The following is a 22,181-nucleotide window of genomic DNA, read 5'->3' on the forward strand; positions in this document are numbered from 1 at the left end:
TGTTGTTTGGGTGGTCTCAATGGACACTTTGTTGGAGCAATAGTCTATCCTACAAGAACCCTTACTAGTGCGGCCAACAAATCAAGATTTCCTAAGAGATTTCGTTACCTAATAGGAATTACAGCACAGAAAGTCCAATCTTATTGCCCAGAAGCAATGCTTACAGAACTTTGGCTAGCATTTTTCGTTACAGATTGAAACTTCGGTAAACTGTCTTTGGAAGTGTCCTCAACAGACCAAAGCCAGAGCCTTTTTGCCTCTGCACTTGGATGGCGGCATAAACCGTTCTCATCAGTGACCTCTGTTCGCGAGTCTGAATCTGAATGAAAAGCTCAAGCAACTTTCTCTTTTTTGCACTGGGTTTAGTCAAAGAATGTATGGGCAGAAGGCGTTTTGTACGCTATAGACCATCATTAGAGTGTCTGACATCTTGCACCCTACTATTAGATGTTAGGGTAACAATTGAGAGTCTGTTACTCGCAATAGAGATTTTATGATTGATCTTCTCATTTTAATTAGAAGTTAATGCCGATTTTCGGACCATTTGCTGGAAAACTGAAAATAATAAATATATTTATCAGCATAAAGCTTCTTAATTTACTAAGAGCTATCAAAATAATAAACATACTAAATGTTTTTAGGGATTTTGGGAGTTAATTTTTGATCTTTTTGGTTCATCTGTACTAATGGAAATTCGGGATTTTTCAGATCGATATACTCTATTTGACTAGAATTAAATTTTGTTGCTAAATGGCGCATTTGGGCGAGTACCTTAATTTGTTCAGATAACTGGGGGCCTGGAACACCGAGATGCACATTTCCTAATTCTGTTTTCAAAATTAAATTTGTTGGATTTTGGCAATCAATTTCCATCACTTTCACGGGACTTTGACTCACAGCTTCATGGAGTTGAGTCCAGTAGAGACAGTATTGATTTGGCGAACCAATTACTCTGAGATTGGGTAATTTTCTAGTGGGATTCAGTGATGTATATTTTTCTAAAGGCATCCAGGCCCCACTTGCATCTAGTAAGCCGATTGTTACTTTTTTGGTGCCACGTGTTTGAGTTACCGCTACAGGTACTCGTTCTTGGATTTCAATGATTAATCCAGGAGGAAATAGGCGGCGTCTGACGATCGCTTGGGCAATAGTTGGTTGTTTCTTCAAAGAGTTAGCGATCGCTGACGGTTCAATCCGCCACAAAGACTGAGGGTAAGACAGCACCAACAATGACTGAGTTGTTTGATCCGACAGCAATTTATTGCTTGATTTCATCACTATTTGTTTGGGAGTCTTTAGCATCCACACCGGTTGGACTGCCACCCAAAACAATCCACCCGCCAAACCAGTAATGGCAAAGGTTCGCCAAATAGCTTGAATAATTCTCATCTGCCGCTGCCGACGCAATTTCTGACGACGCTGGGCTAGATGCGTGCGGGAAACTGATATTATGCCAGCCATTCACACCCCTTTTTGATTGCAATCTAAATTCCTTGACAAGCTCGTATCATTATTAATTTCAGTAAACACTGTTGGCATCTTTGAGCTGCTCTCCTCAAGACTTTTTTTATTTTTAGTAACACTTTACAGTAACTACACAATGATTATGGCGCTAGTAATTAGTCCGATTAAAGTTTCCGGTGTCCATTCTTAACTGACTGTAGTCTTTTTGACAAGTTATTTTTGAGGATTTTTCCTTAAAGATTACAAAATATTAATTGAGAGGTGTGGGATTTTGCTTTCTTGACAAATAGAATGTGAAATGATACATAAGTATTCCGGCATCTCTGTATACCTTGCTATAATTCATACCAGTCACACCATCGGCTATCCCAACTGATAACCATGAAAATTTGTAGCTTTTTTTACTTAATCCCTCAGCCATATAATTTTCTGGCAGGTCCAAAAGAAGGGAGAGATTGTCAAAACCTCAATGGCAGGTGTAAAAAGGACAGATATGCTTAATACCTGACGGGTCGAATGGCACGAATAAAAGATGAAACCCTTGCCAGGTAAGGATATAGGGGATAGAGTGTAGGTTCGGAAAAAATCAAGAAAAGTAAAAACAAGTGCGAACATAAATAAAGTTATTCGTCACTATACCCCACACCCTACACCCCACACCCAAAAGCTTTGTAGATAATGGGTTTGCATTATCTTAGTGCCATTCGCTATTAGGATCAATTAAATCTCTACCATACTACTGACAGTAATCTGCCAACAATCGCTGTCTTTTGCAAGACACTACCACCTTGTGGGTCAATCCTGTATCTACATCCTAGATAGGGATTAATTGTATAAAAAATTCAAACTAAACTGCATCTACATAAACCTCTACACACATGAAAACGACATTAAATTTGTCACGTTTTTATAAAGCATGTAACCCTAGCTACACGCTAAATATAAGTAACGTACTAGATCGGCAGTATTACATAGATTTTGCTGATGTACGTGGTTGCAAGATTGTTGAAGAATTGCAACGAACTATCATTCGGATTTCTCCTGATGAGCCAACCTGTCAGTTATTTACGGGTCATATTGGCTGCGGTAAGTCAACGGAATTGCAGCGCCTCAAGACAGAATTAGAGTTGGCAGGATTTCATGTGGTTTATTTTGAGTCCAGCCAAGACTTAGACATGGCGGATATTGATATCAGCGATATTTTGCTGAGTGTAGCCCGTCAAGTCAGTGCCAGTTTAGAAAGTATTAGCATCAAACTCAAACCTGGTTACTTTACTAATTTGTTTAAAGAAGTAGGCGATTTTTTGCAAAGCCCCATAGAGCTTTCTGGACAAGCAGAGTTGTCCTTGGGTATTGCCAAAATTACCGCCAAAACCAAAGATAGCACCCAGATGCGGAATCAACTAAGACAATATCTGGAACCACGTACCAATAGTATTTTGCAAGCGATTAACGAAGAGATTTTAGAAAAGGCTGTTGAACAGCTAAAGCTAAGGGGTCAAAAAGGACTGGTAGTGATTGTAGATAATTTGGATCGAGTGGATATGCGTCCCTTGGCATCCGGGCGATCGCAACCAGAATATCTCTTCATTGACCGAGGCGAACAGTTACGCCGACTTAAATGCCACCTAGTTTACACAATTCCCCTAACGTTAATTTTTTCCAATGAGTATGAGACACTGAAAAATCGTCTGGGGGGAGGGATTGCACCAAAAGTACTACCGATGGTATTGGTGCGGCAAAGAGATGGCAGTGACTACGAACCAGGAATGTCACTAGTGCGCCAGTTAGTTCTAGCTAGAGCTTTTCCAGAAGTTCCTTTGAATAGCAGACTTTTATTAATTACAGAATTATTCGATCGCTCCCAAACCTTGGATCGTCTATGTCGCGTTAGTGGTGGTCACATTCGTAACTTATTAGGCTTACTTTATAGCTGTCTGCAACGACAAGATCCGCCTTTTTCTAGGGACTGCTTAGAAGCCGTGATTAAGGATTACCGTGACGATCTGCTATTAGCTATTGATGAGTCCCAGTGGGAATTATTGTTTGAAGTAGTACAGCAGCAGAGAGTTAAAGGTGAGTCTGACTATCAGAGCTTACTAAGAAGCATGTATCTGTTTGAATATCGCGATCCTGTGGGGCGCTGGTTTGGCATCAGTCCAGCCTTAGCAGAAACAGAAAAAGTTTTGGCTTGGCAACAAAACAAGTAATAGTCAATTGTCATTAGTCATTAGTCATTTGTTAGTGAACTAATGACCAATGCCCCATATCCAATGTCTAATACTCCATATCCAATGCCCAGCCTCATATCCAATGACTAATGACAAACAGCTACGTGTCTACACCAAAGAAAATCAGCATACTTTGCAAAGACTGATTAGAGCGATCGCACTTTCCGAAGGTCAATTTGCTCTGATTTTAGTTCGATGCAACTATGGGCGATTACGCGAGCAAATGTTAGAGAATATTCGCTCGAACACCAAAGAAATTAATATCAGAGAAATCGTTCTCAATCCATCAACTACTTCTTTACACAGCACAATAATCTCAGAACTATCTTTAGATAATCCTGCCGTCCTTACAGACTCTTTACCGTCTGCTGTAATGATTTTCGGTATTGAGTCAACTACCGACCTAGAAAGCTTACTTACAGGTATTAACCAAGCACGAGATATCTATGCTGCGACTTTTCCATTTCCAGTGGTGTTGTGGCTCCAAGATGAAGTGGCATCATTGCTTTCAAAATTAGCACCTGATTTCAAAAGCTGGGCTGCAACTACGATTAAATTTGAAATGCCCAAAGCAGATTTAATTGCTTTGATTTCTCAAGAGGAAGAATCTTTATTTGCCAAAGTTTTAGAAGCAGGTGCTGAAACGTTTTTATCTAATGCCTTCCTAGATTTAGATCCTAAGTCGCAACACCGTCACGAAATAGAATCAGCCCGTAATGATTTACTACGCCTGTATGGCGTTAAATTAACACCAGGATTAGAAGCTAGTTTAGAGTTTGTATTGGGGCGCGATAAATACGCTAACGATCAAATTAATGGTGCTCTAGCCAATTATCAAAGAAGCCTAGCATTATGGCAGCAGGAAGCGAGGAGAATAGCAGAGTGGGAGAGTAATTCTTCTTTGCCTCTCTCATGTCCTCAACCTATACCCCCCTCATCTTTACTCAAGCAAGCAATAGTACTATTCCACCTGGGGCTTTGTTATCACCGAATGGCAGACTTATACCAGAATACTAGTAGCTATTGCGAACATGCTCTGTCGTGGTTTAAACAATGCTTGGAGCTATTGGAGGAGGTACAAAGAGAAGACTTAGTTGCTAAATTCATTTTGCCTGCTTGTGAAATGCTGCAACGCTTACAAGCCTGGGATGACTTAAAAGAATTAGCTCAAAAGTCATTACACCTACATAAAACTTATGGAACTCCCGCACAAGTTGCTCAAAATTATGGTTTTTTAGCAAATGTGGCAGCTTCAGAATCGAATTGGGTACTGGCTCATGAATTAGCAAATACAGCACTTTCTATCTCCGAAGAAGTAACACAAGTTTCTTTGCGAGACGCTTTGCGAAGACGACGACAAGAAAGTTGGTATCTTCTCTTGCTAGCACGCACACAACGGCATTTGGGTGAGTCGGAAGAAGCTATCAATAACTTGGAATGGGCGAGGGTAGTTTGTGAGCTACAACATCAGCCATTACTGTATTTAGAGATTTTAGAGGAACTGCGATCGCTTTACTTTTTTGAGTGTCATAACTATACAGAAGCCTTTAAGCTGAAGCAAGAAAAAATTAAAATAGAACATCAGTATGGCTTCCGTGCCTTTATCGGGGCAAGCCAATTACAGCCACAACGCCCTAGAATTAACCCAGTACTAGAACCTCACAAAATACCGTTTATTCCTGAAGAAATTGCTCAAGAAATATCTGCTTCTGGACGGCAACAAGATGTCAATCGCTTAATTGAAAGAATTGCCCGCGCTGACTACAAACTCACAGTTATTTATGGGCCATCGGGTGTAGGTAAAAGTTCAATTCTCAAAGCTGGTTTAGTCCCAGCACTCAAGGGAAAAGTTATCGGTGAACGCATTCCTATACCGATTGTTTTGTCTGTTTATACTGATTGGATAACAATCTTGAGCAGCAGTATCAACCAAGCATTAGCATATACAGGAATATCGGTTAATATTGACTCTACACCCACGATAATCCTAGAAAGAATTCGGCTAGCATCCGAACGCAATTATACAATAGTTATTATATTAGACCAGTTTGAAGAATTTTTCTTTGTTAGTAATCCTCCTACACAAAGAATAGAATTTTATAAATTTTTTAGTGAATGCTTAAATATTTCTTATGTAAAAATTATTCTTTCATTACGAGAAGATTACTTACATCATTTATTAGAGTTTGAACGTTTGAGTCAGAAAAATAGTACTGGCTTATATGATTTAGGAGTAATTAATAAAAATATTCTTGATAAAGATATTCGTTACTATTTAGGAAAATTCTCTAGCCGAGATGCAAAAGCCATAATTCATAGTCTTACTCAACGTTCACATTATGAACTAAGTGAGGAATTAATTAACCGATTAGTCCAGGATTTGACAGGAGAACTAGACGAAGTACATCCAATTGAATTACAAATAGTCGGCGCTCAACTACAAATAGAAAACATTACAACACTTGCGGAATATAAGCTTTGTGGTGGCTCGGCAAAATTGGTGGAACGCTGGTTAGGGGAAGTTATTAAAGACTGCGGTCAAGAGAACGAAGAGTTAAGTTGGAAATTATTATTTGAGTTAACAGATGAAAAGGGGACGCGACCTTTAAAAACTAAAGCTGATTTAGCGGCTGCATTAGTTAATAATTATGATATAGATACGATATCAAGCTTTGACAAGGTTGGAGAACTGATTTTAGAAATATTGGTGGGTTCAGGCTTGGTATTGCGAGTTAGAGAAGAGTTAGGCGATCGCTACCAGTTGGTTCACGATTATTTAGTTGAACCAATTCGCCAAAAGAATAACTATGGTATGCTCGCCGAATTAGAAAAAATCAAACTTGAAAAAACTAGAGCCGAAGCAGCCCAACAACTTAGTCAAAAACAACTAAATTTGGTATTGCAACGACGACTCCGGGAAGCGCGGATAGCAGGTGCAATCCTAGCAATTATGGGGGGAACAATCGCAGCATTATGGTGGCAAGCCGACTTACAAAAAAGAGCAGCAGTCCGCCAAACTCTACGAGCTGAACGTAGTGAAACCAACTTGCGAATTAGTGCGATCGCTGCTGCGAGTGAAGCTCTGTTTGCATCTAATAAAGAATTTGATGCCCTCTTAGAAAGTTTGCGAGCTTGGAGAGGACTTAAACAGGCAAATGGAGTGCAGCCAGATACCCGAATGCGGGTGGTAACAGCCTTGCAACAAGCAGTTTATGGGGTAACTGAGGTTAACCGCCTGGAAGGGCACACTGATATCGTCTGGGGAGTGGCTTTCAGCCCAGATGGTCAGTTGATAGCATCAGGTAGCCGAGATCAGACAGTGAAACTTTGGCATCCTGACGGTACTTTACTCCAAACCCTCAAAGGTCACACTGATGCTGTGAGTTGTATAAGTTTTAGCCCTGATGGTCAAACCCTAGCCTCCGCTAGCCTCGACAAAACAGTGAGAATCTGGCGCAAAAACTCGGTTACAGGTGAATTTGACCCCAAACCATATAAAATCCTGAGAGGACATGAAGATTGGGTTTATAGCGTCGATTTTAGTCCTGATGGCGAGTTATTAGTTACTGGCAGTAAGGATAAAACCATAAAACTCTGGCGCAAAGACGGTAGCTTAGTAAAAATACTGAGAGGACATCAAGGGTGGGTTAACTGGGTAAACTTCAGTCCTGATAGTCAATTCATCGCCTCCGCTAGCGACGATAAAACAGTGAAAATCTGGCGGCGGGACGGTAGCCTCGTAACAACTTTGCAGGGACATAAGCAAGGCGTGATTGTATCTATTTTCAGCCCAGACGGTAAATTCCTGGCGTCAGCAGGTCGAGATCAGACAGTGAAACTTTGGCGGCGAGAGAGTAGCAACACTAAAGACGGTTTTGACTTTTTTCCTTACAAAACTTTACGGCAGCATAACGGTACGGTGTGGAGTTTGAGCTTTAGTTCGGATAGTAAAAAGTTAGCTTCCGCAGGCGAAGACAATACCATAAACCTCTGGAGTATCACTGGTAATTTACTCAAAACCTTCAAAGGACACAGTGATGCTGTCGTTAGCATCGCTTTCAGTCCAAAAAACAAATTGTTAGCTTCAGGAAGTTTCGACAAAAGTGTGAAACTATGGAGTTTAGATGCTCCAAGACCGTCTATGCTTCAAGGGCATCGAGATCGAGTTTTGAGCGTTGCTTGGAGTCCCGACGGTCAGATGCTAGCTTCTGGTAGTAGCGATCGCACTGTCAAACTTTGGCAACGATACACCAGTAGTGGCGAGATCAAAACTCGACTTTACAAAACTTTGGTGGGACACACAAATAAAGTTCCTAGTGTCAGTTTTGACCCAAAAGGTCAAATGCTGGCTTCAGGAAGTTATGACAAAACTGTGAAACTTTGGCGGCTTGACGGTACTTTAATCATGACTCTCCACGGACATAGCGATAGTGTGATGAGCGTCAATTTCAGCCCCGATGGTCAGTTTTTAGCATCGGCTAGCAAAGATAAAACAGTGAAACTTTGGAATCGTGAGGGCAAGTTGCTCAAAACCTTAGTGGGACATCAGGGTTGGGTAAATAGCGTCAATTTCAGCCCTGACGGTCAGGTTTTAGCCTCTGCCAGTGACGATCAAACAGTGAAACTTTGGCGGCGGGATGGTACTTTGCTCAAAACTTTCTCGCCTCATGATAGCTGGGTATTGGGTGTCAGCTTTAGTCCCACTGACGAGTTGCTGGCTTCTGCGAGCTGGGATAACACCGTGAAACTGTGGCGACGGGATGGGACGTTGTTAAAAACTTTATTAAAGGGGTACAGTGATAGCGTCAATGCCGTGACTTTCAGCCCCAATGGTGAATTACTCGCCGCTGCCAGTTGGGACAGTACAGTGAAACTCTGGAGCCGTGATGGCAAATTAATTAAAAGTCTCAATGGGCATCGCGCTCCGGTATTAAGTGTCAGTTTTAGCCCAGATGGTCAAACACTAGCATCAGCTAGTGATGACAACACGATAATTCTGTGGAATTTACATCTTGACGATCTGCTTGTTCGTGGTTGCGATTGGCTAGGTGATTACCTTAAGCACAACCGTAATCTTGAAAAGCGCGATCGCCTTCTTTGTGATGGGATAACCCGTACAAACCCTTTTTAATTACGAATTATAAATTAGGTTGAAGCCTCAATGAGCAACCGCTCTTGGTTTAGCGGTTGATGAGGCGATCGGAGTTATTAATTCAGAGCTAGAAATAAATTTCGAGCTAATCAGTCAAAGGAGCGATCGCTCTCCAAAAGTTCATGGCTATTTTCTTCGGGAGCCTCTTGCGGCAAATTCGCTAAAAAGGCTTGTAGCCTCATGCGCTCAATATAGGGCCAGCCTCCCTCAGACTCAATATCTTTCAGCAGTGAGTAAAGTTGGCGGCGGTTAACAGGCAAACTCTCTTGAAAAACTCCATCTCGGATCTCTCGGTGTAACTGCTCTAATTGCCGCAGCAAAGCCAAAAGAGCTACAGTATCGCCTTCACAAGCTGTAGCGGCATCATACACCACAGTTGCGATCGCTTGCAGTTTATCAGACAACTTCTCTGATTCAATATTTTTGTAATCGTTCATGCCACCTTTTCCGTATAAATGAGATCAACTCAAATTTACCGGAGATTTTTAATTTTCCCTAGTTTGTCAGTTGTCTCCCTGTTATCGCATCTTCTCACTTGCCCTAGTTAGGGGTGAATATAACTAGATTTGTATCTTTATCAAAAGCAATTGCGATCGCTCCAAAAAGAGCGTAGTAACCTTTAGCATAGGCTCTACAGAAGCTAGATGCGATCGGGACGAGACTTTCTTGGATTTTGAGAACTTTGATTTTGAGTTAAAAAAAATCGTATGATCTGGCTGATTTACCCATCTAACAATGGGCTGTATGTAGTGGCGTCACATACATGATACAAAAAGACTTGGGCGACGCCGCTTTTGCGATAAGCAAAAGCAAAGTGCGAAGCAGACACCCCTGTTCGCACTTTTCAAGGCACAAGCATTTATGCTTCTCTGTGTGAGGCTTACTCATACACTCGCCCAACTCTAAACAAATGCCACCAACAGTAAAACTGCTGGTTTTTTGCTCCCCTAGTGACACACATCCAAAATGGATCCAGTGTGCTACTTAGTCTGGGGTCTACACCCCAAGCTCAAGAGAGCGACACGTTTAACTACGTTTAGCAGAGAAAAGTTTGAGCAGCGTCTGATAACTAGACACCCGAACACTTGCTTCAACTCTCTTAATCAGAGCAAAGCCGTGTTTGAACAAAGGTAGCTTTTCGCAGAGTAGCGGCTTCTCATTAGAGATAAAAGCTTCGATGCAGTTTTACAACTTAGATATTAATTTTTGAGATTGAGGTTGACCATGAGGTATCGCGCTTTAATTGTTGCATTCTTGGCTTTGTGCCTAGGGCTAATAACCGCTTGTAGTGATGCTCCTGCTAGCAGTAGTGGTAGAGATGTACTGACTTACGATCAAATTCGCGGCACTGGCTTGGCTAACAAATGCCCCCAACTAGCAGAAACAAGCCGTGGTTCCCTTCCCATTGATTCTAGCCAGTCTTATACCATCAAAGAACTTTGCTTGGAACCAACTAGCTTCTTCATTAAAGAAGAACCTGCTAATAAACGGCAAGAAGCAGAATTTGTTGCTGGCAAATTGTTGACCAGATACACTTCCACCATTGACCAGGTGCAAGGTAATCTGAAAGTCAACGCAGATAATAGCCTGACTTTTACGGAAACTGATGGTCTTGACTTCCAAGCCATCACTGTGCAACTTCCTGGTGGTGAACGAGTACCTTTCCTCTTCACCATCAAAAATTTGGTTGCTCAAAGCCAACCCAGCTTGACTAGTATTAACACCTCTACGGACTTTGAAGGCAGCTTTAAAGTTCCTTCCTATCGTGGTGCTGCCTTCCTAGATCCCAAAGGTCGTGGTGTAGTTAGTGGCTACGATAATGCCGTAGCTCTCCCCGCCCAAGCAGATGATGAAGAACTTACCCGCACTAACGTCAAGCGTGCTGAAAATCTCAATGGCAAGATTTCTCTGCAAATCGCTAAAATAGACAGTTCTAGCGGTGAAATTGCTGGCACTTTCGAGAGCGAACAGCCATCTGATACAGATTTAGGTGCTGGCGAACCTAAAGAAGTCAAGATTCGTGGTCTATTTTATGGACGGGTTGAATCGACTCGTGGTTAAATCCTCGAAAGTAAGGCAACTGACTGGCACTCAAAACGACAATTCTGTAAGTATCAGACTTGATCGCAAAAGTTAAACTATCCACCCTCTCTTTAAAAAAGAGGGTGGATAAATTTTTTACAAAAATGAGAATAAAGTTAAATCTGAGTAAAATTGGGGGCAAAATAGCCCTGACAATTGGGAAAATTATTATGCCTCAGTCTTATGGGTGACATGATTCATCCCTTTAACCTTTTCCCTTTCATTAAAACACTATAGACTTAAGTACAAAAAAGGGTGAGACGCCCTTTTTTTATTGACTTGCGTAAATATACATAAGATTTTTTTAAATTATTAGTAGTTTTTAACTATTGGATAATTTTTATTGGGATGAACACGTAATTTTACTGTAAATCCAACTTTTGCTTGTCAAGCAAAAGCTCCACTACTGTTGTTTCGTTTCTCTAAATTAACTTCATCATTAATTAATTCAAGTTAAGTACAATCTCGGTTTGATATTTAGTGATTAATTTTATATTTTATTTCTATGTGGTTCTAAAAAAGCTACAGGTCATACCAAAGATAAATAACCAACTAAATAATGATTTCGCCCATTTAAATTTTGCTCGATTGTCAAGTAACCTATGGAATTTTAATAGAAAGTCTTTATTATCTACCATAGTATTTGCTAGGAAATATATCGCAAGATTTCATTTGATATCGTGCGATCGCAGCTGAATTTAAAAAGCGAATAATAATTGATTCTTTATTTGCTCAATAAACCCGGTGCTATGCCTACCACAGTCACCAATGAACTAAAGCACGAAATTTGGCAGTTGTTGCGAGAATATCAGCAATCTCCGTCAGAAAATACCCGCAATCAACTGGTAAAACTCAATTTTGGACTTGTGAGAAAAGAAGCTCACTATTGGACAAATCAATGCCATGAAACCTACGATGATTTGCTCCAAGTTGGATGTTTGGGTTTAATCAGAGCTATTGAAAGATTTGAAATTTCCAAGGGACATGCCTTCAGTTCCTACGCTCTTCCCTATATTCGGGGTGAAATTCAACACTATCTCCGAGATAAAGGTGTCACCGTGCGAATTCCTCGGAGATGGTTAGCGCTCCAACAGCAAGCAATAGGAGTATCACGTTCTTGGCGTGAAAAACACAATCGTCAACCAACCGACTCGGAATTAGCAGCAGCACTGGAAATTTCTCCAAACGAATGGCAAGAAATTAAATTAGCATGGGTCAATCGCGCTCCCTTGAGTCTTGATGTGCCAATCCAAGATGGAGAAGAAGGTTCTACCTGCTTGGGAGAATTGGTTCCAGATCCTCACTATCGCAGCTTTCAACTGGCACAAGAAGACCAACTTCGCTTACAACAAGCGTTGGTTCAGCTAGAAAAACGCACCCGCGATGTGTTGGAATGTGTGTTTTTGCAAGATTTGACCCAAAAACAAGTTGCAGAACATCTGGGCATCAGTGTAGTAACGGTTTCCCGTAGAGTCAAGAAAGGACTGGATTTGATGAAAGAGCTTATGGGTGTGGCAGAAGATTGACTGCAAACAAACAACAGACCGCAGTTATACTGGGTATGCAGTGCTAAAAATAACCATTGAAATGTAAAAAATTAGGTTATAAAGGGAACATACTTTGCCTTTAATCCAAATTATAGGCATTGTTTATTTCCACTTTTCAATTTTCCAATGGCTTTTGAGAAAGGCTCATGGGCATAACTTCAAAAATTACAATTGCAGCTATTCTAACTTTGGCGCTCACCGGATGTGCTTCTGAAGATACACCACAAGCCATCAATCCTGTGCCAGTTCCCAAAATAGCAAAAAAGTCGCCACCAGCGGCTCAATCCTTTAAAAATCCAGTGATACCGGCTAAACAGGTCTCACAAGTTAATCTTGCATCTGTTAGCTTGATTCAATCCACTAATGCTACAGAGCGGACACGGGAACTTATGGTATCAAAAGCTCGAAGCGATCCTTTTGCACAACTTTTCGGGCAGACTGTTATCGGAATGTCTAAAACATCTGGAAGACCAGTTCCCGTGTTGCCTAAGCTACCTACTGCATCACTAACAGTACGAAAACTTCCAACACGCAGCATCGCTTTAAATCCAAAGAAAAATAACGTTTCTTCTCTACCAAAAAAAGTCAATCCTAAAAAAGTCAATCCTACCTTGACTTCAGTGTTGCCTAAAGTTTTGCCTCAAGTTGTCCCCAACCCCACTTTAGTCTCTGTATTGCCACCGCCAGCACAGCCTGAGTTAGCAAGGGCAGTGATTGTGACTGGTGTAGTTCTAATTAGTAAAGAACCACAAGCAATTATCAAAGTACCGGATGAGCCGACAAGTCGGTATGTACAGGCGGGACAGCGATTAGCAAATGGCGTACTGATTAAACGTATTGAAATGAATCAGGGCTACAACCCGATCGTGATTTTGGAACAATATGGTATTGAAGTTGCCAAAATGGTAGGGGAAGGGACTGTCAAATCAACATCGTCAGCTGCATCTGCTACCGGCAATGCTATTTCTGTGATAACGCCCCTCCAAAATACCTTTAATGTGGGAGCTTCATAAAGATGGAGACTAAGGAAAAAGTTGAATTCGCTGGTTTGCCTTTAGCTGTTTATAGAGAAATAGCAGCTCATTTACGTCAAGTCGAAGGGGTGGAAGTGGATTTAATTCCCCAGTCATCCCAACAGTTTGATTACAATCAAAGTCAAATTGCTGGCTTGAGCCTCTTGTGGACACCAAACTCTAGCTTAGAAAATCGGCAACGAGTTAACCAGATTTTGGCTTACTATCAAAATCGCTATATGAATCCTATTTGATTTTTTGATTTGTGAGAATTGCAGCCCAGAACCCCGACTTATTAAAGAAGTTGGGGTTCTTGTTGTTCGCGAATCATTCTGAAGTTAATTCCACAGAGCAGCGATGTCTCCGACGGGCTACGCCTACGCAGTAAGTATTATTTAACATAGGTTCATAAAGAATACTGTCTAACGACCTCACAACACGCAGCAAGGTGAGGATTTCAAAAAGCAACGTTATGATAATTAATGCATTAATCGAGCTTGGGTCTAATAATAAATAAGTTGGCACAAATAAACCTCCAGAGTACGGAGACGATTAATTGTCTCTGTACAGCAGTCAAAAACCATTGCTCTTGACTGTATATTTAGGTGCTGCGTCCAAGCAAAATCAGCCGTTGTACAAATTTCCATAAGGATAATTCAAGTGACTAGGACTAATTCAGACTTTCTTTCTTCCAGCGATCCGGCGATCGCAGGGTTAATCAACGACGAACTACAGCGTCAACAAGATCACTTGGAATTGATTGCTAGCGAAAACTTTACGTCTGCTGCTGTACTGGCGGCTCAAGGTTCGGTACTGACAAATAAATATGCTGAGGGTTTACCTGGTAAACGCTACTATGGCGGTTGTGAGTTTATCGATAAAATTGAGCAACTAGCGATCGACCGTGCTAAACAGATATTTGGTGCTGCTCATGCGAATGTGCAACCCCATTCTGGCGCACAAGCCAATTTTGCTGTGTTCCTGTCTCTGTTGGAACCAGGGGACAAAATTATGGGAATGGATTTGTCTCATGGAGGACATCTTACCCACGGTTCTCCTGTCAATTTCTCAGGTAAGTGGTTCCAAGTTAGCCACTATGGTGTCAGTCAACAAACAGAACAACTTGACTACGATCAAATTCGCGAGCTGGCGCTGAGGGAGCGTCCTAAGCTCTTGATTTGTGGTTATTCGGCTTATCCCCGTGTAATTGACTTTGCAAAATTCCGTAGTATTGCTGATGAAATCGGCGCTTACTTACTTGCCGATATTGCTCACATTGCTGGTTTAGTTGCCACTGGTCTTCATCCCGACCCCATTCCTCACTGTCACGTAGTCACAACAACTACTCATAAGACTCTACGCGGCCCTAGAGGTGGTTTAATCTTGACTGGCGACGCAGAACTAGGTAAAAAGCTAGATAAATCTGTTTTTCCTGGCAGCCAAGGCGGGCCATTGGAACACGTTATTGCTGGTAAGGCAGTAGCTTTTGGAGAAGCCCTCAAGCCTGAGTTTAAAACTTATTCTGCCCAAGTAATTGAAAATGCTCGTGCTTTGGCCGAACAACTGCAAAATCGTGGTTTAAAGTTAGTATCTAACGGCACTGACAATCATTTAATCTTAATAGATTTACGCTCTGTAAGCCTAACTGGTAAGCAGGCAGATCGGCTAGTCAGTACCGTGAATATTACTGCTAACAAGAATACTATTCCCTTCGATCCGCAGTCGCCATTTGTTACCAGCGGTCTGAGGTTAGGTTCGCCAGCAATGACCACACGGGGCTTAGGAGTAGCAGAATTTACCGAGATTGCCAATATTATTAGCGATCGCCTACTTTCTCCAGATTCCGACGTAGTAACCCAAGATTGTCGGCAACGGGTAGCGGCATTGTGCGATCGCTTCCCCTTATATCCTCATCTGGAAATTCCTGTACCAGCATTAGCCTGACATGATAGTTAGGAGTTCAGAATTAGGAGTGATGAGTTTTAAATATTGAACTCCTAACTCCTAACTTCTAACTCCTAACTTTTAACTTCTAACTTCTAACTATTCCTTCCAATGAGTGCAGAAATTATTTGTGTTGGTACTGAACTATTGCTAGGAGATATTCTCAACGGCAATGCTCAATTTTTGGCGCAACAATTAGCGCAATTAGGTATTCCCCACTACTATCAAACAGTGGTTGGAGATAATCCAGAACGGTTGAAGCAAGTTATAGAAATTGCTATTTCCAGAGCGCAAATTCTCATTTTCACCGGTGGACTTGGCCCCACACCAGACGATCTAACTGGCGAAACCATCGCCGATTTTTTTAAAGTCCCGTTGGTAGAACGTTCTGACATTATCGAAGATATAACACAGAAATTCGCCCAACGCGGTCGGATTATGTCACCAAGTAACCGCAAGCAGGCTTTGATTCCCCAAGGTGCAGAAATTCTACCCAACCCCACCGGAACAGCACCCGGTATCATTTGGCAACCCCGTCCTGAAGTCACGATTTTTACCTTTCCCGGTGTTCCCAGTGAAATGCACGCGATGTGGGAAGAAACAGCTGTGCCATTTCTCAAAAGTCAAGGTTGGGGTAAAGAAATTATTTACAGTCGGAGTTTAAAGTTTTGGGGTATTGGTGAATCTGCTTTAGCGGAAAAGGTTTCTTCGTATTTGAAGTTGCCAAATCCCACAGTTGCCCCTTATGCAGGTAAAGGGGAAGTTAGATTGCGAGTTTCTGCAAAAGCAAATTCAGAAGCAGCCGCAGAAGCCCTAATTGCGCCCATTGAAAAACAACTTAAAGAAATTGCCGGACTGGATTTTTACGGCGTTAATAATGATACTCTGGCTTCCGTAGTCGGTCAGTTGTTGCGGGCATCAAAAGAAACACTTTCAGTGGCAGAATCTTGCACTGGTGGAGGTTTAGGGCAAATGTTGACTGAGATTTCTGGGAGTTCTGATTACTTTTGGGGTGGAGTAATTTCTTATGACAATTCGGTGAAGGTTAGGTTGTTGGGGGTTAACCAAGAAGATTTAGATAAATTTGGGGCGGTAAGTGCTACTGTTGCAGAGCAAATGGCTGTTGGAGTCAAAACCCGCCTTGCAACAACTTGGGGACTGAGTATTACTGGAATTGCTGGCCCAACCGGAGGAACAGATACAAAGCCAGTGGGTTTAGTTTACATTGGTTTAGCCGGGCCAAAGAATGAAGTGACAAGTTTTGAGTATCAGTTTGGTACTGTACGAGGTCGGGCTTTAATTCGTTATGTGAGTGCAAATGCAGCGTTGGATAATCTGCGCCGGAAGTTGTTGACGAGGTAGCAGGTATATTATGTTTGTCATACAGATTGTATGACAAACGAACCTAACGATGCGAATTAATGCACAATTAGATGACGAGTATGCCGATAAACTAGCCTTTATTTAACAGCAGGCTAATCAAGCAGTAACGGATGTGATTAAGTCTGCTATTGAGTTGTATTACCAGCAGCTTTTCGGATGTTGGATTGGACTGAAGAAAAAATCAGAATGCAAACGCCCCAATCATAAAAATTCAATTGCAATGACGTAACCGTCCGCTGGAAGCGATCGCAAGTTAATTAACTGAAGGGCGATCGCCGATGTTCAAAAACTGTAAACTGTTTAATTCTACGTTTAATTACCAAGAAATAATCTTTACTCAAAATTCAATCTATCAAAATAGTGAATTCATTTCATAACTATTGATTCCAGAACTTCTATCTAGAGATCGATATCTCTAACAAGCTAAATGAAGTAGAAATAGTATACTAAATCACATGAGATTGTATTGTATGAAATCCAATTATGTTGCAAAACAGTTTTCCACCGTAAAACGCTGGATGGCCACAGCGCTGTTTTGTATGTTAGCGATCGCTTTCGTTTGGCAAGGTGCATTTTTCTCGAATACCTCAGCACTAGCCGATCCTGCTGCAACCTTGATTGCATCCTCAGACACAAGCGATCGCGCTCAAGAAAAAGCTAGTAGAGATGCTGGACGAACCAAGAATTTCATTGATGATACAGCAGACAAAGTTAAGGATGCTGCCAAGAGCAATGCCAGTAAAGTTGACCAAGCAACAGACAATGGTAGCTTCGTTGAGCGCAAAGCAAAGAAAGATGCCGCTACAATTCAGAGAAGAGCAAATGAAGATGCATCTCGGACTAAAGAAGCAGTAGACAACACCAAGAATGTTGTTGAACGTACTGTTGAAAACATTAAAGATGCTTTTGGTAAATAGAGATATAGATATAGCAATCCTATTGGATTTGTAAAAATCGAAAGCTTGAAATTTCCGACTTCTTAAAGAGGTCGGAAATCTTGTTGTTTGCGAGTAATTTCGGAAAATCTCAGGTTATATCAATATTATTACAGCAATTTACAGGTAGTTAAACATTATGGTAGGGTAACACAGATAGTTCTGTATCCCTATAAGGGATTGTAATTAATGCCTCGTTTCCAATTGGAGACTCTTAACGAGATATATACTAATAAATGAAGTTAGATAAAGTAATCAAGTAACTTTAGATACATATTTGTCACAGTTATAAGAACTAGCGATCGTTGATAAAATTAGCTGCTGTCACCGAATAAAGGTAGAAACTATAGTTAAATATTTACTAGCAATTATGCTAGATATGTAGCTGTAAATAAAATATTTGATTTTCATTTGTATTAACTTAAAATGCCAACATTGAGTAATATGCTTAGGGAACTTCCGCAAATTACTCTTAAAAAACTTGTTTTTATATACGCATTACAGGCATTTTTTAAGTAGCATTACCCATGAGAAAATGTGTTATAACTTTAACTGATTGCAATCTTATTTGACGAATTGTTAATGGTTAACAAATTTTTCACCATCGTCAATTAAGAAGTTATACTTTCCACTACAACTTAGTAACAATGTAAGAGTTTGATTCTGTAGACAACCCGACCGTGGGAAAATCAAAATACCGAGACTCGAAGTTAGAGAGGAAAACCTTATAATATGCATCTGAGCGAAATCACCCATCCTAATCAGTTGCACGGTTTATCTGTTCGCCAACTGCAACAGATTGCCCGTCAGATTCGAGATAAGCATCTTCAAACAGTAGCAGTTAATGGTGGACACTTGGGGCCAGGGTTGGGTGTTGTCGAATTAACACTAGGACTTTACCAAACACTGGACTTAGATCGAGATAAAGTGATTTGGGATGTAGGACACCAGGCTTATCCCCACAAACTGCTTACAGGACGTTACGATCGCTTCCACACCCTCAGACAAAAGGACGGAGTTGCAGGCTATCTGAAACGGGGTGAAAATAAGTTCGATCACTTTGGGGCTGGACACGCTTCTACAAGTATTTCAGCAGCATTGGGCATGGCTTTAGCGCGAGACTTGAAAGGGGAAAAATTTAAAGCTGTTGCTGTGATTGGGGATGGCGCACTGACTGGGGGTATGGCTTTAGAAGCCATCAACCATGCCGGACACATGCCGAAAACTAACCTGTTGGTTGTTCTCAACGACAACGACATGTCCATATCTCGTAACGTCGGCGCGATTCCTCGCTATCTCAACAAAATGCGCCTCAGCCAACCGGTGCAATTTATTAAAGATAATCTTGAGGAACAGTTTAAGCAAATTCCCTTCGTGGGTGAATCCCTGTCACCCGAACTCGGACGCATCAAAGAAGGTATGAAGCGCTTGGCTGTTCCGAAGGTAGGTGCAGTTTTTGAAGAACTCGGCTTTACCTACATTGGTCCAGTGGATGGGCATAATCTCGAAGAATTGATTGCCACTTTCCAACAAGCACATCAGATACCAGGCCCAGTTTTGGTACATGTGGCAACAGTAAAAGGCAAAGGTTATGAAATTGCCGAACTAGATCAAGTTGGGTACCACGCCCAAAGCCCCTTCAACGTAGCAACTGGCAAAGCCATTCCTTCTAATAAACCCAAACCCCCAGCTTATGCCAAAGTCTTTTCTCACACTCTGGTAAAACTTGCCGAACAAAACCCCAAAATCGTCGGCATTACTGCGGCTATGGCAACAGGGACAGGTTTAGATAAACTTCAAGCAAAACTGCCGAATCAATATATAGACGTCGGTATTGCGGAACAACACGCAATTACTCTAGCAGCAGGACTTGCAACTGAAGGGATGCGACCTGTAGCTGTTATTTATTCTACCTTCCTGCAACGCGCCTACGACCAAATAATTCACGATGTCTGCATCCAAAACCTGCCAGTATTTTTCTGCTTGGATCGGGCAGGAATTGTCGGTGCTGATGGCCCAACTCACCAAGGTATGTATGACATTGCCTATCTGCGTTGTATTCCCAACATAGCAATAATGGCACCCAAAGACGAGGCAGAACTGCAAAGCATGATAGTAACTGGTGTTGAGCATACCAGTGGGCCGATCGCAATGCGCTACCCTCGTGGCAATGGCTACGGCGTTCCCTTGATGGAAGAAGGTTGGGAACCTTTAGAAATCGGTAAAGGCGAGATTCTGCGTACAGGCGATGATGTGTTAATCGTTGCTTATGGCACAATGGTCTATCCAGGAATGCAAGCAGCTGAAATTCTCAGCGAACATGGCATTGAAGCAACTGTAATTAATGCCCGTTTCGTTAAGCCGTTGGATACCGAGTTGATTTTACCTTTAGCGAAGAAAATCGGCCGTGTTGTCACCTTAGAAGAAGGCTGTGTCATGGGTGGCTTTGGTTCTGCGATCGCGGAGGCTTTACTAGATGCAGATATTCTTGTTCCTGTCAAGCGATTTGGTGTACCAGATATATTGGTAGATCATGCTGAACCCAATGAATCTAAGACAGAACTAGGTTTAACTAGTCATCAAATAGCAGAGAGAGTATTGCAAGCTTTCTTTAAGCAGCAAGTATCTGCATCTGCTGTGGTTTAGTTTACTTATCAACAGTATTATCTAAAAATAACCCCTATAACAGGGGTTATTTTTGTGAGAATATTAGCGATCGCTATTTCTACTCACTCTTCACCAATTGCAATAAAATTAAAAGCGGACTTTTCTTTCGTGACTGCTAGTTCATAAATTGACTGTTATTGATGTATTAGCAAATTGGCAAATTACCCCAACAGATATATTTAGTTGGTTAAAGGTTAAATAGTTAAAAGGGCGGTTAGAAACCGCGCGCCAGTTGCTTCAAGTCGGCAAAGCCGCCCAACGCACTGGCTTGTCTACACAAGCACAACCTACAGAGTGGGTTTCAAACCCTCAATTTTTACCTCGTTACCTTGTTCCCAGAATAGTAGGTTGGGTTTCGTTCCTCAAGCTAACCTACGCCTTGCGGAGAACACTTAAATTAGAAAGGAAACTGGGGTTTGAGTAAGTAAAAGCAGCTTTTGCTTGCGGAAAACACCAAAATGAGAAAGCAAAAGCTTCTTTTGAATAAGTCAAAGCTCATTTTGAGAAAGCATTTCGGTATATTGAGCAAGCAAACGGGCATTTTGATAAAGCAATTAGGCATTTTGATAAAATAATCAGTAAATTTCCTTGACAATTAAAAATCACGGCTGAACAAAGAAAGCCAACATTTAGAGAAATTGATAACTTTTCCGTATAATTTCTCAGCCTAATTGGTATTACATTAAAGTTTGAAGTGTATTTATTGCCTTAAATTATAAAAAAGCAAGCATATTATTTGTAAAATTCTAAAATTCTTAACTTTAAATTTATATTTCTGATTTTTATCTGAACTAGATAAAAAAAGAATTTCTTAATAATTTATTTTCAATTCACCGCAGAGCTTGAATAGTATTATGTTTCGTTAAAATAGAATTGCTGCTATAAATAGAACAGTGTATCTACATAAAGTTTAATAAATTACTGTAAAAATCCGCCAGCATTTACTTACTCGTAATTTTAGAACCGTGCAAATTCATCCTCACTCCAAATTTAACCAAAACCGCGATCGCCGCGAGCAGGGGTTGCAAAAATTGCTCGATCGCCTTGTCAGGTCAATAGAGCAAAATGAGTTAGTCCGGCAAACAACCAATCAACTCAGAGAATCGCTTCAGGTCGATCGGGTGGTGTTGTATTATTTTTACGGGCAGTGGGAAGGACAGGTAACTTTTGAATCTTTAAGTTCTCAAGAATTTTCAATCCTGGGTTCCACTGGCCCAGATGATTGTTTTAACAACGAGTATGCTGCTTTATACTTAGCAGGACGGGTAAGAGCGATCGCTGATATTGAATTAGAGCCAATCGAGGCTTGTCACCGAGACTTTCTCCGCAGTATGCAGGTTCGCGCCAACTTGGTTGCACCAATTGTCATCCCTAGAGGATTATGGGGATTACTAGTAGCACACCACTGTCAAGGGCCTCATGATTGGTCGCCATCAGATATACAAATGATGCAAACAGGGGCACAAACTCTAGCAACAGATCGAAATATTCTAGAGAGTTAAAAAGGCGGTTAATAAAAAGGGCGGTTAGAAACCGCGCGCCAGTTGTTTCAAGTCGGCAAAGCCGCCCAACGCACTGGCTTGTCTACACAGGCAAAACCCACCTCCGTGGGTTATAAACCCTGAATTTTTCATGATTTCTGCGGAGGCGGACTTTGTTTATATAGCTGCGAATTCTATGAGACTGTTGGCGAATAAATGAGGGGTCTTACCCCTCATCAAAGAAGGCAGTAATCAGTGAGCAGAATAATTGTGAGACAAAAG

The 22,181-nt window shown here is 41.4% G+C and carries 13 protein-coding genes; 11 read left to right on the top strand and 2 right to left on the bottom strand.

Going from position 1 to position 22,181, the window contains the following annotated elements:
• Positions 1-627 precede the first annotated feature (627 nt).
• Entirely contained in the window at positions 628-1,461 is an 834-nt protein-coding gene (locus tag V7K84_RS19825) for a cell division protein FtsQ/DivIB (RefSeq protein ID WP_334840505.1), read from the bottom strand.
• Between the two features lie 881 nt (positions 1,462-2,342).
• Here V7K84_RS19825 and V7K84_RS19830 point away from each other — a divergent pair.
• On the top strand, positions 2,343-3,674 hold the full coding sequence (locus tag V7K84_RS19830; RefSeq protein WP_334840506.1) for a P-loop NTPase fold protein: 1,332 nt from the start codon (positions 2,343-2,345) through the stop codon (positions 3,672-3,674).
• 103 nt (positions 3,675-3,777) lie between these two features.
• Complete coding sequence (locus V7K84_RS19835; protein WP_334840508.1) at positions 3,778-8,826, top strand: nSTAND1 domain-containing NTPase; 5,049 nt, start codon at positions 3,778-3,780, stop codon at positions 8,824-8,826.
• 110 nt (positions 8,827-8,936) lie between these two features.
• Here the strand turns inward: V7K84_RS19835 and V7K84_RS19840 are convergent, their stop codons facing one another.
• Positions 8,937-9,284 carry a hypothetical protein gene (locus V7K84_RS19840; RefSeq protein WP_334840511.1) on the bottom strand — a complete coding sequence of 116 codons (348 nt, stop codon included), beginning with the start codon at positions 9,282-9,284 and terminating at the stop codon, positions 8,937-8,939.
• Between the two features lie 787 nt (positions 9,285-10,071).
• Between V7K84_RS19840 and V7K84_RS19845 the strand changes: the two genes are divergently transcribed.
• The 9 genes from V7K84_RS19845 to V7K84_RS19885 all read left to right on the top strand — a co-directional run bounded on the left by V7K84_RS19845 (position 10,072) and on the right by V7K84_RS19885 (position 21,920).
• The gene (locus V7K84_RS19845) at positions 10,072-10,908 is read left to right on the top strand and encodes a photosystem II manganese-stabilizing polypeptide (protein ID WP_334721044.1); all 837 of its coding nucleotides are present in this window, start codon (positions 10,072-10,074) and stop codon (positions 10,906-10,908) included.
• Positions 10,909-11,678: 770 nt separating this feature from the next.
• Positions 11,679-12,455: an RNA polymerase sigma factor SigF gene (locus V7K84_RS19850; RefSeq protein ID WP_094350059.1), complete on the top strand. Its 777-nt coding sequence runs from the start codon at positions 11,679-11,681 to the stop codon at positions 12,453-12,455.
• Positions 12,456-12,622: 167 nt separating this feature from the next.
• Complete coding sequence (locus tag V7K84_RS19855; protein WP_334840514.1) at positions 12,623-13,489, top strand: hypothetical protein; 867 nt, start codon at positions 12,623-12,625, stop codon at positions 13,487-13,489.
• A gap of 2 nt (positions 13,490-13,491) precedes the next feature.
• A complete protein-coding gene (locus tag V7K84_RS19860) occupies positions 13,492-13,743 on the top strand; it encodes a hypothetical protein (RefSeq protein WP_292816329.1) in 252 nt (83 codons plus the stop codon).
• Between the two features lie 406 nt (positions 13,744-14,149).
• Positions 14,150-15,433 (top strand): serine hydroxymethyltransferase, encoded by a 1,284-nt coding sequence (gene glyA / locus V7K84_RS19865; protein ID WP_334840515.1) that lies wholly within the window; start codon positions 14,150-14,152, stop codon positions 15,431-15,433.
• Positions 15,434-15,544: 111 nt separating this feature from the next.
• Positions 15,545-16,795 carry a competence/damage-inducible protein A gene (locus tag V7K84_RS19870; RefSeq protein ID WP_334840516.1) on the top strand — a complete coding sequence of 417 codons (1,251 nt, stop codon included), beginning with the start codon at positions 15,545-15,547 and terminating at the stop codon, positions 16,793-16,795.
• 491 nt (positions 16,796-17,286) lie between these two features.
• On the top strand, positions 17,287-17,733 hold the full coding sequence (locus V7K84_RS19875; protein WP_334840518.1) for a hypothetical protein: 447 nt from the start codon (positions 17,287-17,289) through the stop codon (positions 17,731-17,733).
• A 750-nt stretch (positions 17,734-18,483) separates the two neighbouring features.
• Positions 18,484-20,397 (top strand): 1-deoxy-D-xylulose-5-phosphate synthase, encoded by a 1,914-nt coding sequence (gene dxs / locus V7K84_RS19880; RefSeq protein ID WP_334840520.1) that lies wholly within the window; start codon positions 18,484-18,486, stop codon positions 20,395-20,397.
• A gap of 986 nt (positions 20,398-21,383) precedes the next feature.
• Positions 21,384-21,920 (top strand): GAF domain-containing protein, encoded by a 537-nt coding sequence (locus tag V7K84_RS19885; protein WP_334840522.1) that lies wholly within the window; start codon positions 21,384-21,386, stop codon positions 21,918-21,920.
• Positions 21,921-22,181 lie beyond the last annotated feature (261 nt).

Origin of the sequence: Nostoc sp. (genome assembly GCF_036917315.1) — a bacterium.
GTDB lineage: Bacteria > Cyanobacteriota > Cyanobacteriia > Cyanobacteriales > Nostocaceae > Nostoc.